The following is a 16,614-nucleotide window of genomic DNA, read 5'->3' as shown; positions in this document are numbered from 1 at the left end:
CCGTGATGATGGCCTTCCACCCGCAGCCCCAGGCGGGTGCGCCCAGGCCCTGGGCCTTCCCGGCCCCCGAGCGCTCCACCCTGCCCAACGGCCTGACGGTGCTGCGCTGCCACCGTCCCGGACAGCAGGTCGTCGCGGTCGAGATCAGCCTCGACGCCCCGCTGGACGCCGAGCCCGAGGGGCTCGACGGCATCGCCACGATCATGGCGAGGGCGCTCTCCGAGGGCACCGACAAGCACAGCGCGGAGGAGTTCGCCGCCGAGCTGGAGCGCTGCGGCGCCACCCTCGACGCGCACGCCGACCACCCCGGCGTCCGGGTCTCCCTCGAAGTGCCGGTCTCCCGGCTGCCCAAGGCGCTCGGTCTGCTCGCCGACGCACTGCGGGCGCCCGCCTTCGCCCCGAGCGAGGTCGAGCGGATCGTGGGCAACCGGCTGGACGAGATCCCGCACGAGCTGGCCAACCCGGCCCGCCGCGCGGCCAAGCAGCTCTCCAAGGAGCTCTTCCCGGCCACCGCGCGCATGTCGCGTCCGCGCCAGGGCACCGAGGAGACGGTGGCGCGCATCGACGCGGCCGCCGTCCGCGCCTTCTACGACGCCTACGTCCGGCCGGCGACCGCCACCGCCGTGGTCGTCGGCGACCTGGCGGGGACCGACCTGGACGCGGTGCTCGCCGAGAGCCTCGGCGAGTGGAAGGGCAACGCGGGCACGCCCCGGCCGGTGCCCCCGATCACCGCGGACGACACCGGCCGGGTGATCGTCGTGGACCGGCCGGGAGCGGTCCAGACCCAGCTGCTGATCGGCCGGATCGGCGCCGACCGGCACGACCGTGTCTGGCCGGCCCAGATCCTCGGCACGTACTGCCTGGGCGGCACGCTCACCTCCCGTCTGGACCGCGTTCTGCGCGAGGAGAAGGGCTATACCTACGGCGTGCGGGCCTTCAGCCAGGTGCTCCGCTCCGCCCCCGACGGCACCGGCGCCGCCATGCTCGCCATCAGCGGTTCGGTGGACACCGAGTCGACGGGCCCCGCGCTCGACGACCTCTGGAAGGTCCTCAGGACGCTGGCCGCGGGCGGGCTGACCGACACCGAGCGGGACATCGCCGTACAGAACCTGGTGGGCGTCGCCCCGCTGAAGTACGAGACGGCCGCCGCGGTCGCGGCCACGCTCGCCGATCAGGTCGAGCAGCACCTGCCGGACGACTTCCAGGCACAGCTGTACGCGCGCCTCGCCGCGACCGGCACGGTCGAGGCGACCGCCGCCGTGGTCTCCGCCTTCCCCGCCGACCGGCTGGTGACGGTCCTGGTGGGGGACGCCGCGCAGATCGTGGAGCCGGTCAGGGCGCTGGGCATCGGCGAAGTGACCGTGGTCGAGAGCTGAGTCCCGGCCGCTCCGGGGCACCGGGCGGCCGGACCGGATCTGCGGGGCCCCGGTGGGCAGTTCGTCCACCGGGGCCCCGACTGCATGCCGGGGGCGTGCGGGCCTCCGGGACGCGTGGCTGTGTACGCCTGCGGGTTGGCGTCTGTGGGATGTGCGTCTGTGGGATGTGCGACAAAATCCGCCGTCTGTTTGGCGCAACCAGGACGGACCACTTACCGTCACACTCGCTGTCCGTCGGACGTAAGCCGCAACCGCGGCGCCGGGCAGCGATCGCCGAGTCCCCGTCAGGCGCGAGCCCGGGGAGCCGGGGACCCACTCAGTCCCTGGGGTGAATCGGGGCCGCTCCGCAGGGGCGGGCCCGTAGGAGACCTTCCTGCTCCGAACCCGTCAGCTAACCCGGTAGGCGAGAGGGAAGGAAAGGACCAGCCCCTTCATGGCGTTCAGCCGCCCTACCGGCAAGCACCGTGGCCCGAAGCGCCTGACCCGCAGGACCGCGGGCGTCGCCGGAGTCGCCACCCTCGCCACGGCCGGTGTCGTCGGCACCCTCGCCTCCCCGGCGATGGCCGACAGCGCGACGGTCTCCACGGCGCAGGAAGTCCGTCTCGACCGGACCATCCTCGTCGGTGACACCGTGGCCGACGAGATAGCCGCCCAGGCCACCGCACAGCAGCACGAGGCCGTGGCGAAGGCCAGGGCCGAGGCGGCAGCCGCGAAGGCGAAGGCCGAGCGCGAGGCCAAGAAGGCGGCCGAACAGCGCGCGGCCCGGGCCGCTGCCCGCAAGCGCCTCAACGCCTATGTGGCCCCGGTCGCCAACTCGTATGTCTCCACCGGCTACAAGACCGGCGGCAGCCTCTGGTCGTCCGGCAGCCACACCGGCATCGACTTCCACGCCGCGAGCGGCACCCCGGTCCACGCCGTCGGCGCGGGCACGGTCGTGGAGGCCGGCTGGGGCGGCGCGTACGGCAACAACATCGTCATCCGGATGCACGACGGCACGTACACGCAGTACGGCCACCTCTCATCCATCGGCGTCTCGGTCGGCCAGTCCGTCACATCGGACCAGCAGATCGCACTCTCCGGCGCCACCGGCAACGCCACGGGCCCGCACCTCCACTTCGAGGCCCGCACGGGCCCCGACTACGGCTCGGACATCGATCCCGTCGCGTATCTGCGCTCGCACGGCGTCAAGGTCTGAACCCGGCTGTCCCGTGTGGCCCCGGCGCTCGTCGCGCCGGGGCCACACGCGTTCCGGGGTTCGCACGGGTATTTTCCTCGCGCCGGGTGTTCGTACGTCCGGTTTTTGGCCGGCCAAAAGATATCCATGATTTACCGGGGGCCTTCGGGAATTAACATGCCCTGCCATAGAGTCGCCGCACAGGTGTGCACAGACCGCGATATGCGGGCGTCGATGCGGAGGTTCGGTCATGCGCGTTCCCGCACATTCGGTATGCACGGCAATCCGGGACGACATCATCTCGGGGGTGTACGAGCGGGGCGGCCGGCTGACCGAGGAGGTGCTCGCGCGCCGGTACGGCGTCTCCCGTGTCCCGGTCCGCGAAGCCCTGCGGACCCTGGAATCCGAGGGGTTCGTGGTCACCCGCCGGCACGCGGGCGCCTGTGTCGCCGAGCCGACCGAGCGGGAGGCGGCCGACCTGCTGGAGATACGGATACTGCTGGAGCCGATGGGTGCGGCGCGCGCCGCCCAGTGGCGGACCGAAGCCCATCTGAAGGTGCTCCGCGGCCTGGTCAGGCTGGGGCAGGAGCGGGCCGGGCGCGGCCAGGGCGAGGATCTGCGGTCGCTCGGCGGCTGGTTCCACGAGACGCTGGCGCAGGCGTCGGGCAGTTCGGCGCTGACCACGCTGCTCGGTCAGCTGCGGCAGAAGATCAGCTGGATGTACGCGGTCGACCAGCCGGCCCTTCCTGTCGTGTCCTGGGCCGAGCACGGCTCGATCGTGGACGCGGTGGCGCGCGGCGACGCGGAGCGGGCCCGCGCTCTGACCGCGGTGCACGCCGAACGCGCCATGGCGGCGCACCGGCTGCGGAAGCAGGGGCGCGTGAGGGATTCGCAACATGCTGTAAACATTGCGGGCATCACTGATTAACAGTGCTGCCGTATACAGCGGAGGGGATAAAGGGGCGGGGGATTTCGGCTTTTCCCTCTGCCGTATCCGTCCTGCCGTATCCGTCCTGTCGGATTCGCCGCTCAGCCCCGTGCCGTCTTTTTATTTTCTGCTTTTCTGATGTCCCGGTGCGGTCCCGGTCCCGGATGCCCGGTGCCGGGCACCCGGTCCGGAAAGCGCGGGAAGGTCAGGTGACCTCCCAGGCCGCCTCGATCATCCGGAAGATCTCGTCCACCGCGGCCTGCGGATCGGCCGCCTCGCGGGCCAGTGAATAGGCGTCGATCACGAACCTCGCGATCGTCCGGCAGGCCGTTGTGGTCCGTGACAGGCCGGGATCGGCGGCGATGGCTGTTGCCAGCGACTCCGCATGGCGCAGCCTCATCGACTCCTCGTACTCCCGCAGGGCGGGTGATCCGTCCACCATGTGCCAGATCGGGGCGGCGCTGTCCGCTGTGCAATGTCGCACCAGGGCCAGGATCTCGCGGCGCAGCGCAGGGATGAGCGGCTCGTGCGGAGCCCGGCCCGTGGCCGCCTGGATGAGGCGTTGCTCGAAGTCGTCGTCCCGCTCGAACACCAGGGCCTCTTTCGAGGCGAAGTGGGAGAAGAGCGTGGTGACGGCCACGTCGGCCTCGGCGGCCACATCGCGGATGCCCACCGCGTCGTACCCGCGTTCCAGGAACAGCCGCAGGGCGGTGTCAGCGATCTTCTGGCGGGTCGCGGCCTTCTTGCGCTCACGGCGTCCGGGCGGCTCGGTCATGCCGTGATGCTATCAGTTACAAAGGCGTAGTCGTTGTTAAACGCTAACGGTTAGTGCTACGTTCGACCGCATGAAGAAAGTGAGCTTCGCCGAGTTCGGCGGTCCGGACGTTCTGCAACTCATAGATGCCGAGGAGCCCCATGCGGGCCCCGGCCGGATACGTATCGCCGTGCGGGCGGCGGGTGTGAACCCCGTCGACTGGAGGGTCCGTGAAGGCCAGGTCCTGGGGGCCCATCCGACCGAGTTGCCCTCCGGTGTCGGGCTGGACGCCGCCGGGGTGGTGGACGAGGTCGGCGAGGGCGTCGAAGGGGTCGAGGCCGGCGACCATGTGTTCGGTGAAGGGGCGAGCACCTACGCCGAGTTCGCCGTGCTGTCGGCCTGGGCCCGGATGCCCGAGGGCCTGACGTTCGAAGAGGCGGCCGGGTACCCCTCCGTGGTGGAGACTGCGCTGCGCGTCATCCGCGAGACCGGTGTGCGCTCCGGGCAGACGCTGCTGGTCAGCGGTGCGTCCGGGGGAGTCGGCTCGGCGGTGCTGCAGATCGCCCGCGACCGCGGCATCGCGGTGATCGGCACGGCCGGCGCCGCGAACCAGGACTATCTACGGAGCCTGGGTGCCGTCGCCACGACGTACGGCGAGGGCTGGGTCGAGCGGGTGCGGCAGCTCGGCCACGTCGACGCGGCTCTCGATCTGGCCGGTACGGGCGTGATCGGTGAGCTCGTCGAGCTGACCGGGGATCCGCAGAAGGTGATCTCCATCGCCGATCTCGGTGCGCCGGCCCTCGGTGTCCGGTTCTCCGGTGTGGCCGGGAGCGTGCCGGATGCGCTCGCCGAGGCGGCCGCCCTCATCTCGCGGGGGAAGCTCCACATCCCGGTCGAGAAGTCGTACACGCTGGCCGAGGCCGCGGCAGCGCACATCGACAGTCATGCCGGTCACACGCGCGGGCGCCGGGTCATAGTCGTCTGAGCCGTTTCCGCTCAGACGGTCTCGGGGAGTTCGTCGAGCCCTTCGGCGACCAGCTTGGCCAGCCGGTCCAGGGCGGCGTCGGCGCCCTCCACGTCCGAGGTGAGCACGATCTCCTCGCCGCCCTCCACGCCCAGGCCGAGAACGGAGAGCATCGACGCCGCGTTGACCGGGTCGCTGCCGTTCTTCGCGATCTTCACCGGGACGCCGGAAGCGGTGGTGGCACGGACGAAGATGGAGGCCGGCCGGGCGTGCAGGCCCTCGGTCCAGCCGACCTTGACACGACGCTCAGCCATGGTGTTGCCCTTCGAGTTCTGTGCTAGTTGTCTAGACCATTCTTGCACGGGTGGTGCGGGGGCGGATGTGGTGCGGGACCGCTCTGCCGGATCCCAGACTGCACCGCTCCCCGTACCACCGCGACCCGTACGCTTTCAGCATGCAGCCCCCGCTGGAGGAGAACCCGCACCAGGAGTACCCGGCCCACTGGGAAGCGGATGTGGTGCTGCGCGACGGCGGTACCGCGCGGATCCGGCCGATCACCACCGAGGACGCCGACCGGCTCGTCAGCTTCTACGAGCAGGTCTCGCCCGAGTCGAAGTACTACCGCTTCTTCGCTCCGTACCCCCGGCTCTCCGCCAAGGACGTGCACCGCTTCACCCATCACGACTACGTCGACCGGGTGGGTCTTGCGGCGACCGTAGGCGGCGAGTTCATCGCGACCGTCCGCTACGACCGGATCGGCACGCACGAGGCCGAGGTCGCCTTCCTCGTCCAGGACGCGCACCAGGGGCGCGGTGTGGCCTCCGCGCTGCTCGAACACATCGCGGCGGTCGCCAGGGAGCGCGAGGTCACCCGCTTCGTCGCCGAAGTGCTGCCCGCCAACAACAAAATGATCAAGGTCTTCACGGACGCCGGGTACGAGCAGCAGCGCAGTTTCGAGGACGGCTCGGTCCACCTGACCTTCGATCTGGAACCCACCGAGGCGTCCCTCGCCGTCCAGCGCGCCCGCGAACAGCGAGCAGAGGCACGGTCGGTGCAGCGGCTGCTGGCCCCCAGCTCCGTCGCCGTCGTCGGAGTGGGACGCACCCCCGGCGGGGTCGGGCGCGCGGTCCTGCGCAATCTGCACGGCTCCGGCTTCACCGGGCGCACCTACGCGGTGAACCGCGCCTTCCCCGACGGGCTCACCGAGGTGGACGGCGCCCCTGCTTACCGCTCGGTGGAGTCCATCGCCGCCACCGGTGAGGCGGTCGACCTGGTGGTCGTCGCCGTACCGGCCGCACAGGTGCCCGACGTGGTCGCCGACTGCGGGGCCGGCGGGGTGCAGGGGCTCGTCGTGATCTCCGCCGGTTACGCGGAGAGCGGGCCCGAAGGGCTGCTGCGCCAGCGCGAACTGCTGCGCCGGGCCCGCTCGTACGGCATGCGCATCATCGGGCCGAACGCCTTCGGCCTCATCAACACCGCGGAAGCCGTCCGGCTGAACGCCTCGCTGGCCCCCGAGTCCCCGGCGCGCGGGCGGGTCGGACTCTTCACCCAGTCCGGCGCCATCGGGATCGCGCTGCTCTCCACGCTGCACCGGCGCGGCGCCGGACTCTCCTCCTTCATCTCGGCGGGCAACCGCGCCGATCTGTCGGGCAACGACTTCCTCCAGTACTGGCACGACGACCCGGACACCGATGTCGCCCTCCTCTACCTGGAGTCGATCGGCAATCCCCGGAAGTTCACCCGCCTCGCCCGGCGCACCGCGGCGGTGAAGCCGGTCGTGGTCGTCAAGGGCGCCCGGCACAGCGGCAGCGCCCCGCCCGGCCATGCGGTCCCGGTCACCCGGGTCCCCGACGCCACGGTCTCCGCGCTGCTGCGGCAGGCCGGTGTGATCCGGGTCGACACCGTCACCGAACTCGTCGACGCGGGTCTGCTGCTCGCGGACCAGCCGCTGCCCGCGGGACCGCGTGTCGCGATCCTCGGCAACTCCGAGTCGCTCGGCCTGCTGACGTACGACGCCTGTCTCACGGAGCGCCTGCGTCCGCTCCCGCCTGTCGACCTGACGACGGACGCGACCCCGCAGGACTTCCGGGACGCGCTCGGCCGGGCCCTGGCGGACGACGGGTGCGACGCGGTGCTGATCACCGCGATCCCCTGGGTGGGCGAGAACGGCGTGACCGAGTCGGGTGACGGCGAAGTGCTGGCCGCGGCCCTGCGTGAAGCGGTCGCGGACGCCCCCGCCAAGCCGGTCGCCGTGGTGCATCTGGAGATCGGCGGTCTCGCCGAGGCCCTGGCGGCGGCCACCGGCACGGTGCGCGGCCGCCGCGGGACGGCCGCCGGGACGGCAGGCCCGGGTCCGGCGACCACCCCGGAAAGCGACGGGGGAGAGGTCCAGCGGGCCGGCGTGAACACAGCAGCAGACACCGGTACGGCGGGCACAGCTCGCACAGCTCGCACAGCACGCACAGGAGACACGGCAGCCGCAGGCGCCACAGGCGATTCAGCAGTCACAGCAGCCGCAGCTGACACCGCCGACACCGCAGCCCCCGCCGTCGCGCCCCCCGCCGCCCGCACCCGGAGCATCCCCGCCTACCCGGCCGCCGAGCGGGCCGTCCGCGCACTCGCCCAGGCGGTCCGGTACGCGCGGTGGCGCCGCGAGGCCGCCGAGCCCGGCCGGGTCCCCGAGTACGAAGACATCGACGAGAACGCCGCCGCCGGCCGGATCGAGGCGCTGCTCGGCACCGCCCGCGTCGACGTCACACGCGGCCTGGCCCTCTCGCCCGACGACGCCTGCGAACTCCTCGGCCTGTACGGCATCCGCGTCCTGCCGGTCCGTCCCGCCCCGGACGCGGACACCGCCGTCGCCGCGGCGGAGCACCTCGGCTACCCCGTCGCGCTCAAGGCCACGGCGCCCCATCTGCGCCACCGCCCCGATCTCGGCGGTGTGCGGCTCGATATCGCGACCGAGGCGGGACTGCGCCGCGCCTACGCCGAACTCTCCGCCGACCTGGGCGGCCCGGCCGAGGTCCGGCCCGTGGTGCAGGCCATGGTGGGGCGCGGTGTGGACACGGTCGTACGGTCCGCGATCGACCCGGCCGTCGGAGCCGTCCTCTCCTTCGGCCTGGCCGGGGCGCCGTCCGAACTGCTCGGTGACACCGCCCACCGCCTCGTCCCGGCCACCGACCGGGACGCCGCCGAACTGATCAGAAGCATCAGGACCGCACCCCTCCTGTTCGGCTGGCGCGGCTCGGCGCCCGTCGACACCGCGGCTCTCGAAGAGCTGCTGCTGCGGGTGTCGCGGCTGGTGGACGACCACCCCGAAGTGGTGTCCGTCGCTCTCGAACCGGTAGTGGTCGGGCAGAACGGACTCTCCGTGCTCGGGGCCGCCGTACGGCTCGCGCCCGCGAACACACTCGGCGACCTCGGTCCGCGCCGCCTCCCCAGCTACTGAGGGCGAGCTGCTGACGGCAAGCTGCCGGCTGCCCGCCGCTGATGCGGGCCGGCTGCCGAGGGCCGCCCCTGCTGCGGGCCGCCGCAGGGCCCCGTACAGGCCCTGCTCCGGGGGCCTCTTCCCCCACAGCCATCGGTCTAAGATGGAGCCCATGGCGAAGACCGGTACAACGACCCAGGGGCTCCGCGCGGCGATCGAGCGCAGCGGCTACTACCCGGCCCTCGTGGCCGAGGCGGTGGAGGCCGCTGTCGGAGGCGAGCCGGTTTCTTCGTATCTGGTGCATCAGGAGACGACGTTCGATTCCAACGAGGTCCGCCGCCATGTCACGGTCCTCGTCCTGACGGGCAACCGCTTCATCGTCAGCCACACCGACGAGCAGGCCGCCGACGGCAGCTCCCCGACACCGTTCGCCACCACGTCGACCGAGTCGGTGAAGCTGGGCCGGATCTCCTCCGTGGTGCTCAGCCGGGTCGTGGCGAACCCGGAGAAGTACGTCCCCGGCACCCTGCCCCGCGAGGTCGTCCTGACCATCGGCTGGGGCGCGGTCGCCCGGCTCGACCTGGAGCCCGCCGCTTGCGGCGACCCCAACTGCGAGGCGGACCACGGGTATACGGGCAGCTCCACCGCCGACGACCTGAGCCTTCGGGTGAGCGAGGCGGGCGACGGCCCGGACACGGTCCGCCAGACCCTCGCCTTCTCCCAGGCGCTCTCCGAGGCGACCGCGGCGGCCGGCCGCTGATGGCTCTGCCCGACTGGCCGTACGCGGACGACACCGCTCCGCTCGCCCTCTCCACCGCCCCGGTACCGGAGTACGGCTCGGGTTCGCTCGCCGATCTGCTGCCGACGCTCGCCGCGGGGCTGGGAGTTCCCGGCTGCACCTCCGCGATCCCGGAGCTGGCACCCGCCGACCGGAACTGCGTCTTCCTCATCGACGGCCTCGGCTGGGAGCAGATCCGCGCGCACCCCGACGAGGCGCCGTACCTCCACTCGCTGCTGCCGACCTCGCGCGGCGGCTCCGGCCGTCCGCTCACCGCCGGCTTCCCCGCCACCACGGCGACCTCGCTCGCCTCGGTCGGCACCGGACTGCCGCCCGGCGCGCACGGCCTCACCGGGTACACCACCCGCAACCCGGCCACCGGCGAGCTGATGAACCAGCTGCGCTGGCGCCCGTGGACCGACCCGCATGTCTGGCAGCCGTACCCCACGGTCTTCCAGCTCGCCGACGCGGCGGGCGTGCACACCGCGCAGGTCTCGTCGCCGGACTTCCAGAACACCCCGCTCACCAAGATCGCGCTGAGCGGCGGCACCTTCAGGGGCCGGCTCACCGGCGAGGACCGGATGGACCTGGCCGCCGCCCAACTGGGCGCGGCCGACCGTTCGTTGATCTACACGTACTACAGCGAGGTGGACTCCAAGGGTCACCGGTTCGGCATGGACTCGGACGCCTGGCGCGGCCAGCTGATGTACGTCGACCGGCTCGTCCAGCGCCTCGCCGAGCAGCTCCCGCCCCGTTCGGCGCTGTATGTCACCGCCGACCACGGCATGATCGACATCCCGTTCGACGAGGAGTCGCGCATCGACTTCGACGAGGACTGGGAACTGGGCGCGGGCGTCGCCCTGCTGGGCGGCGAGGGCCGGGCCCGGCACGTCTACGCGGTTCCGGGCGCCCGGAGCGATGTGCTGGCCGTCTGGCGTGAGGTGCTCGGCGAGCAGTTCTGGGTGGCGAGCCGCGACGAGGCCATCGCGGCGGGCTGGTTCGGCCCGGCGGTCGACGAGCGGGTGTACGGGCGGATCGGCGACGTCGTCGCCGCGGCCCACGCCGACGTGGTGATCACCGCGTCCCGCCGCGAGCCGCACGAGTCGGCCATGGTCGGTATGCACGGCTCGATGACCCCTGCGGAGCAGCTGGTACCGCTGCTCGAAGTACGCTCGTAACCGCGCCCGGCGCCCCCTCCTGCCCTCCCCCAGATCTGAAAGGCCCGCGACCCCCCATGCCCGAGCTGGTGTTCTTCTCCGGAACGATGGACTGCGGAAAGAGCACGCTGGCGCTCCAGATCGGACACAACCGCTCCGCGCGCGGGCTGCAGGGCGTGATCTTCACCCGCGACGACCGCGCCGGCCAGGGCAAGCTCTCCTCCCGCCTCGGTCTGGTGACGGAGGCTGTCGAGGCGGCGCCCGGCATGGACCTCTATGCCCATCTGGTGGACCTGATGTCGAAGGGCGGCCGGGTCGACCATGTCATCGTGGACGAGGCGCAGTTCCTGGCGCCCGAACAGATCGATCAGCTGGCCCGCGTCGTGGACGACCTGAACCTGGACGTCTTCGCCTTCGGCATCACGACCGACTTCCGCACCAAACTCTTCCCGGGCTCGCAGCGGCTGATCGAACTCGCGGACCGGATAGAGTCCTTGCAGGTCGAGGCGTTGTGCTGGTGCGGCGCCCGCGCCACCCACAACGCCCGTACCGTGGACGGCGCGATGGTCGTGGAGGGCGAGCAGGTCGTCGTGGGTGACGTCGACCGCTCGGCCGAAGAGGTCGGTTACGAGGTTCTCTGCCGACGGCATCACCGCCGGCGCATGACGAGTGGCGCGGTCCGGGCCGCGGCGCTCTCTCCCGACGTCCTTCCCTCCAACTCCGCCTGAGAGCACGCCTTCCGGTATTCACCCTGCGGCCGGGCCGGCCGCAGGGAGGCCGGGGCCAGGGGGGATTCCCAGTCCGACAGCATTCAGTCCGACAGCGTTCAGTCCGACAGCATGACGAATGCTTTGGCATGGGAGAGATGGCGTTCGACCCGAACCACCGCCTCCTCGACCCTGGACTGCCGGATCAGGGACATCATCTCGCTGTGCTCGCGCAACATCTCCGGCAGATCGTCGCTGTCCATGTCCACCAGGGTGAGGGCGAGCCGTAGTTCGGCCATCAGCGATTCCTCGACGGCCGCCAGCCGTGAACTGCCGAGCAGCCCCACGATCGACACGTGGTACCGCAGATGTGCCTCACTGATCGCTGAGGGGTCACCGGCCTCCACCGCGGCCTCGTAGGCGGACATCGCGTCGGCCAGCGCGGCCAGTTCGGCGTGGTCCGCGTCCACCACCGCGCGGACTCCGGCGACCTCCAGGATGCGTCGGGTACGGAAGATGTCGTCGATCTCGGTGTGCGTCAGCCGCCGGACGGAGACGCCTTTGTTCGGCACCTTCACCAGCAGCCCCTCGACCGTCAGCATCTGCAGTGCCTCACGCACGGTGCTGCGGGAGATCTTGAAGCTCTCCACCAGACTGCTCTCACGCAACGGCGTTCCCGGGCGCAGCCGCCCGCTGTGCATCTCCTGGCGCAGAGCCTCGGCGACCCGGTCCACCACGCTGGACCGGGAGATCTGGATTGATTCCATGAGCCCACTCTACTGCCGGGTTGTCTGATTGTCGGACGATCTATTGACTTCCCGGGAACTGCGATGGCAGATTGTCGGACAATCCGGAGCGGGAGATCTGCGCTGCGGAACATCCCGTTCCGGCTCGTCCCGGCCGGACCATGCCCGCTGCCATGCCCGCCGCTATGCCCTCTCCGTTCTGCCCCTCCCTCAGGCCCCTTAGGAGCGCACCCACGTGACTGTGACCACCCGCCTGTGGGGCGGCCGATTCCGTGAACCGTCGGCGCCCGCTCTCACCCGGCTCTCCCGCTCCGAACCGAGCTACTTCGACATGGCCCCCTACGACCTCGCGGGCTCCCGTGCCCACGCCAGGGAACTGGTCAGGGCGGGCATCCTCGACGACGGCGAACTGGCCGTCGTACTCGACGCGATCGACGTACTGGACCAGGACTACCGCGACGGCGCCGTGACTCCGGAACCGGGCGACGAGGACGTGCACACCTTCCTGGAGCGGGTGTTGATGGAGCGGCTCGGGACGCTCGGCGGAAAGCTGAGAGCCGGTCGCTCCCGCAATGACCAGTGCGCCAACGACCTGCGGCTCTATCTGCGTGACCAGGCGCGCCGGATCAGCGATGCCTCCTGCGAGCTGATCGAGGCCCTGACCGCGCAGGCGGCCGACCACACGCACACCGCGGCTCCGGGGTTCACTCACCTCCAGCCCGCCCAGCCGATCGTGTTCGGCCACCAACTGCTCGCTCACGCCCACGCGCTGGACCGGGACATGGACCGGCTGCGTGACTGGGACATACGCACGGCGCGCTCGCCGCTCGGTGCCGCGGCCCTCGCGGGATCCTCCATCGCGGGCCATCCGGAGCTGTCCGCCGCCGAGCTCGGATACGACCGGCCCTGTGCCAACTCGCTGGACGCGGTGGGCAGCCGGGACCACGTGGCGGAATTCCTGTTCGTGGCCTCGATGCTCGCCGTGGACGTGTCGCGGCTGGCCGAAGAGGTGTGCCTGTGGTCCTCGCGGCAGTTCCGCTGGGTCGAACTCGACGACCGCTACGCCACCGGCTCCTCGATCATGCCGCAGAAGAAGAACCCGGACATCGCCGAACTCGCCCGCGGCAAGGCCAGCCGTCTGACGGGCAATCTGATGGGGCTGCTGGGCGCGCTCAAGGGGCTCCCCTTCGCCTACAACCGAGATCTCGCGGAGGACAAGCACGCCGCGTTCGACAGTGTGGAGACGCTGCTCATCGTGCTGCCCGCGATGGCCGGTCTCATCGGATCCCTCCGCGTGAACACCGAGGAGCTGCGGGTCCAGGCCACCGCCGGGTTCACCCTGGCGACCGAGATCGCGGACTGGCTGGCGCTGCGCGGCGTGCCGTTCCACGAGGCCCACGAGATCACCGGGGCTGTCGTACGCACCTGCGAGGACTCGGGCGTCGACCTGACGGATCTCACCGATGCCGAACTCGCGGGGATAGATCCGAGGCTCACCCCCGAGGTCCGTCAGGTGCTCACCGTGGAGAGCGCGCTCGCGGCGAGGTCCGCGACGGGCGGCACCGCGCCGGCCCAAGTGGTCGCGCAGATCGGCGAACTGGCCGAACACGTCGGGACACACCGCCGGTGGGCCGCCGACTACCGGGGCCCGCGCGTCTGAGACCGCCCCCCCCATGTGCCGGCCGGTCCGAAGCACCGCATGTGTTCCCGCCGAAGCCCAGCGCACGTGAACTCCACACCCCCTTCGGTCCGACCCGCGTCCGCCCCCGATTCCGCGGGCCGCAGCCGGACCGGGCCGCCAACCATTCTTAGGGACACGACATGACTGAGCCAGCGCTCACGGCCGGCCGAGCACGCCCTTCGCCGGGCCGCGCCCCCGACCAGGATCTGCTCACCCGCACGCGCCGCCACCCCGGCCGCTGGGTCGGCGCGGCAGTGGTCGCCCTGGTCGCGGTGTTCTTCGTCCACGCCTTTGCCGGAGCCCAGATCGACTGGGGAGTCGTCCGCCACTATCTCGGGGCCACCGAGCTGATGACCGGCCTCGTGACGACCCTCGTTCTGACGCTTGTCTCCATGGTGCTCGGTATCGCGCTGGGACTGCTCGTCGCCGTCATGCGGCTCTCGAAGAATCCGGTGACGAGCGGCGTCGCCTGGTTCTACGTCTGGGTGTTCCGCGGGACGCCGGTGTATCTGCAGCTTCTCCTGTGGTTCAACCTGGCGCTGATCTTCCCGCTGGTCTCGGTGCCCGGTGTCTACACGGCGCGGACCGTCGACCTGATGACGCCGTTCGTGGCCGCAGCCCTCGGCCTGGGCATCAACCAGGGCGCGTACACCTCGGAGGTCGTCCGCGCCGGGATTCTGTCGGTGGACGAAGGGCAGCTCGAAGCCGCCTACACGATCGGTATGAGCACGGCCAAGGCGATGCGCCGGGTGGTGCTTCCCCAGGCGATGAAGGTGATCATTCCGCCCATCGGCAACGAGACGATCGGGATGCTCAAGACCACCTCGCTCGCCTCGGCGGTCGGGGTGACCGAGATCCTGCTGCAGGCCCAGCACCTGTACTTCGTCAACAACCGGATCATGGAACTGCTGATCGTCTGCGCCGTCTGGTACCTGCTGGCGGTCTCCGTACTGAGCATCGCGCAGTTCTATCTGGAGCGGTACTTCGCCAGGGGCTCCGCCCGGCCCGTTCCCCCCAGCCCCCTGCGGCGCCTGCTCGCCGCCACGCGCGGAAAGCCGGTGCCCCGATGAACCCCGACCACCTCTCCGGGCCGGGTGCGGCCCCCGGCGAAGCCCCGCTGCTCCGTGCCGAAGCCGTCCAGAAGCGGTTCGGTGAGAACCACGTGCTCAAGGGCATCGACCTGGAAGTCCCGGCCGGTGAAGTGCTCTGTCTGCTGGGCCCCTCGGGGTCCGGTAAGAGCACATTCCTGCGCTGCATCAATCACTTGGAGACCATTGACGCGGGGCAGATATGGCTGGGCGACGAGACGATCGGCTACCGCCGCCGGAAGGGGCACCTGGTCGAGAGGTCCCAGCGGGAGATCGTGCGCCAGCGGCTGTCCATGGGCATGGTCTTCCAGCGCTTCAATCTGTTCCCGCACCGCACCGCGCTCCAGAACGTCATCGAGGGGCCCGTACGGGTCAAGGGCGAGAAGCCCAAAGCCGCGCGCGAGCAAGGGATCCGGCTGCTGGAGCGGGTGGGCCTCGGGGACAAGAGCGATGCCTATCCACGTCAGCTCTCGGGCGGACAGCAGCAGCGGGTCGCCATAGCGCGGGCGCTGGCCATGGAGCCCCGGCTGATGCTGTTCGACGAGCCCACGTCCGCCCTGGACCCCGAACTCGTCGGTGAAGTCCTCACCGTCATGAAGGACCTGGCGGACACCGGGCTCACCATGATCGTGGTCACCCACGAGATCGGCTTCGCCCGGGAGGTGGCCGACCGGGTGGCTTTCCTCGACGGCGGCAGAATCCTCGAAATCGGCACACCGTCCGAGGTGCTGGGCTCTCCCCGCAACGAGCGCACCAAGGCATTTCTGTCCCATGTCCTGTGACCGGCCGTGCCCCGTCCACGTCCCGTCTCGTGTCCCGTCCCGTGTCCAGTCCTGTCCCGTTTCTCGTGAACCGGGCGATCGCCCATCCCTGTCGGCGGACACTCATTGGGGAGATCCGTATGCTCCGTAACTCCGGCCGGCCGCGCCTCGCCGTACTCGCGACCGCCGCGGTCCTGCTCATCTCCGGCTGCACGCACTACCACCCGGTGCCGGCGGCGAAGGCCAAGGCCGCCGGTCTCCCGTACGCCGTCGCCAAGACGGGCACTCTCCGGGTGGGCATGTCGCCGGACTTCCCGCCCATGGAGTACCTGGACGACAAGACGCACCAGGTGGCCGGGGTGGACATCGATCTGATCAGGGCCGTCGGCAAGCAGATGGGCGTGCGCGTCGACATCGTCCAGCAGTCCTTCGACCAGCTGACCAGCTCCGTGCAGACCACCAGAACCGACATCGCGATGTCCGGCCTCTCCGACACGGTGGAACGGCAGAAGACCGTCGACTTCGTCGACTACTTCGCGGCACGCGGGCGCATCTACACGCTCAAGGGCAAGGCCGGCGCGTACCGGAAGTTCACCGACGCCTGCGGCAAACACCTCGCGGTCGGCAAGAAGGTGGACTACTACCAGCAGATCCAGGACGTGAGCCGGAAATACTGTGTGGACGCCGGGCGTCCGCCGATCCGGATCCTGCCCGCCGACTCCGGCGCCGCCGCGCGGCTCCAGCTTCAGCAGGGCCGGGTCGAACTCGCCGCGCAGGGCGAGGAGAACCTCACCTACTTCGGCAAGAGCGACCCGTCCGCGTACTCCGTCGTGATGCCCCCGCTGCCGAGCACCCCCTTCGCCGTCGTGATCAAGAAGGGCGACACCACGATGGCCAACGCGGTACTGAAGGCGCTGAAGGCCGTCGAGAAGTCGGGCGAGTACCAACGCGTCCTCAAGGCCGCAGGCCTCGGCTACGGCAGCACGGAGCCGGTGATCAACGGCACCGGGTCATGACCCGGCCCGGATGACGTCAGCCCGCCTGCCCGCACGCCAATTTCCAGCGAATCGAGC

At 70.7% G+C, this 16,614-nt stretch carries 15 protein-coding genes and 1 riboswitch; of the genes, 12 read left to right on the top strand and 3 right to left on the bottom strand.

Going from position 1 to position 16,614, the window contains the following annotated elements; translation table 11 throughout:
* Positions 1 to 8: 8 nt before the first annotated feature.
* The 3 genes from OG385_RS05220 to OG385_RS05210 all read left to right on the top strand — a co-directional run bounded on the left by OG385_RS05220 (position 9) and on the right by OG385_RS05210 (position 3,478).
* Positions 9 to 1,376: a pitrilysin family protein gene (locus OG385_RS05220; RefSeq protein ID WP_266860644.1), complete on the top strand. Its 1,368-nt coding sequence runs from the start codon at positions 9 to 11 to the stop codon at positions 1,374 to 1,376.
* Between the two features lie 261 nt (positions 1,377 to 1,637).
* Positions 1,638 to 1,797, top strand: a riboswitch (cyclic di-AMP (ydaO/yuaA leader).
* Between the two features lie 12 nt (positions 1,798 to 1,809).
* Positions 1,810 to 2,571: a M23 family metallopeptidase gene (locus tag OG385_RS05215; protein ID WP_266852265.1), complete on the top strand. Its 762-nt coding sequence runs from the start codon at positions 1,810 to 1,812 to the stop codon at positions 2,569 to 2,571.
* A 229-nt stretch (positions 2,572 to 2,800) separates the two neighbouring features.
* A complete protein-coding gene (locus tag OG385_RS05210) occupies positions 2,801 to 3,478 on the top strand; it encodes a GntR family transcriptional regulator (protein WP_266852263.1) in 678 nt (225 codons plus the stop codon).
* Positions 3,479 to 3,683: 205 nt separating this feature from the next.
* Here the strand turns inward: OG385_RS05210 and OG385_RS05205 are convergent, their stop codons facing one another.
* Positions 3,684 to 4,253: a TetR/AcrR family transcriptional regulator gene (locus OG385_RS05205; protein WP_266852262.1), complete on the bottom strand. Its 570-nt coding sequence runs from the start codon at positions 4,251 to 4,253 to the stop codon at positions 3,684 to 3,686.
* A 70-nt stretch (positions 4,254 to 4,323) separates the two neighbouring features.
* Between OG385_RS05205 and OG385_RS05200 the strand changes: the two genes are divergently transcribed.
* A complete protein-coding gene (locus OG385_RS05200) occupies positions 4,324 to 5,217 on the top strand; it encodes an NADP-dependent oxidoreductase (protein WP_266852260.1) in 894 nt (297 codons plus the stop codon).
* 11 nt (positions 5,218 to 5,228) lie between these two features.
* On the opposite strand, the gene OG385_RS05195 is transcribed toward OG385_RS05200, so the two are convergent.
* Positions 5,229 to 5,510 carry an HPr family phosphocarrier protein gene (locus tag OG385_RS05195; RefSeq protein ID WP_266852258.1) on the bottom strand — a complete coding sequence of 94 codons (282 nt, stop codon included), beginning with the start codon at positions 5,508 to 5,510 and terminating at the stop codon, positions 5,229 to 5,231.
* 140 nt (positions 5,511 to 5,650) lie between these two features.
* Between OG385_RS05195 and OG385_RS05190 the strand changes: the two genes are divergently transcribed.
* The 4 genes from OG385_RS05190 to OG385_RS05175 all read left to right on the top strand — a co-directional run bounded on the left by OG385_RS05190 (position 5,651) and on the right by OG385_RS05175 (position 11,286).
* Positions 5,651 to 8,644 (top strand): bifunctional GNAT family N-acetyltransferase/acetate--CoA ligase family protein, encoded by a 2,994-nt coding sequence (locus OG385_RS05190; RefSeq protein WP_266852256.1) that lies wholly within the window; start codon positions 5,651 to 5,653, stop codon positions 8,642 to 8,644.
* A 151-nt stretch (positions 8,645 to 8,795) separates the two neighbouring features.
* Positions 8,796 to 9,383 carry a DUF5998 family protein gene (locus OG385_RS05185; protein WP_164260094.1) on the top strand — a complete coding sequence of 196 codons (588 nt, stop codon included), beginning with the start codon at positions 8,796 to 8,798 and terminating at the stop codon, positions 9,381 to 9,383.
* Positions 9,383 to 10,579, top strand: coding sequence for an alkaline phosphatase family protein (locus tag OG385_RS05180; protein ID WP_266852253.1), 1,197 nt, complete (start codon positions 9,383 to 9,385; stop codon positions 10,577 to 10,579). The genes OG385_RS05185 and OG385_RS05180 overlap by 1 nt, the downstream gene beginning before the upstream one ends.
* A gap of 56 nt (positions 10,580 to 10,635) precedes the next feature.
* Positions 10,636 to 11,286 (top strand): thymidine kinase, encoded by a 651-nt coding sequence (locus OG385_RS05175; RefSeq protein WP_266852251.1) that lies wholly within the window; start codon positions 10,636 to 10,638, stop codon positions 11,284 to 11,286.
* 98 nt (positions 11,287 to 11,384) lie between these two features.
* Here OG385_RS05175 and OG385_RS05170 read toward each other — a convergent pair whose 3' ends face one another.
* Positions 11,385 to 12,032, bottom strand: a complete 648-nt coding sequence (locus OG385_RS05170; protein ID WP_266852249.1) for a GntR family transcriptional regulator — start codon at positions 12,030 to 12,032, stop codon at positions 11,385 to 11,387.
* 214 nt (positions 12,033 to 12,246) lie between these two features.
* Between OG385_RS05170 and argH the strand changes: the two genes are divergently transcribed.
* The 4 genes from argH (at position 12,247) to OG385_RS05150 (ending at position 16,557) form a co-directional block, all read left to right on the top strand.
* Positions 12,247 to 13,671 (top strand): argininosuccinate lyase, encoded by a 1,425-nt coding sequence (argH, locus tag OG385_RS05165; protein ID WP_266852248.1) that lies wholly within the window; start codon positions 12,247 to 12,249, stop codon positions 13,669 to 13,671.
* Positions 13,672 to 13,832: 161 nt separating this feature from the next.
* Positions 13,833 to 14,762 (top strand): amino acid ABC transporter permease, encoded by a 930-nt coding sequence (locus OG385_RS05160; protein ID WP_266852246.1) that lies wholly within the window; start codon positions 13,833 to 13,835, stop codon positions 14,760 to 14,762.
* Entirely contained in the window at positions 14,759 to 15,562 is an 804-nt protein-coding gene (locus OG385_RS05155; protein WP_323183632.1) for an amino acid ABC transporter ATP-binding protein, read from the top strand. Before OG385_RS05160 ends, OG385_RS05155 begins: the two co-directional genes overlap by 4 nt.
* 119 nt (positions 15,563 to 15,681) lie before the next feature.
* The gene (locus OG385_RS05150) at positions 15,682 to 16,557 is read left to right on the top strand and encodes an ABC transporter substrate-binding protein (protein ID WP_266852244.1); all 876 of its coding nucleotides are present in this window, start codon (positions 15,682 to 15,684) and stop codon (positions 16,555 to 16,557) included.
* Positions 16,558 to 16,614: the final 57 nt, after the last annotated feature.

Origin of the sequence: Streptomyces sp. NBC_01306, assembly GCF_026340465.1 — a bacterium.
Classification (GTDB): domain Bacteria; phylum Actinomycetota; class Actinomycetes; order Streptomycetales; family Streptomycetaceae; genus Streptomyces.
Note: the sequence above shows the minus strand (reverse complement) of the source record. Positions and strands in the feature narration are given on the sequence as shown.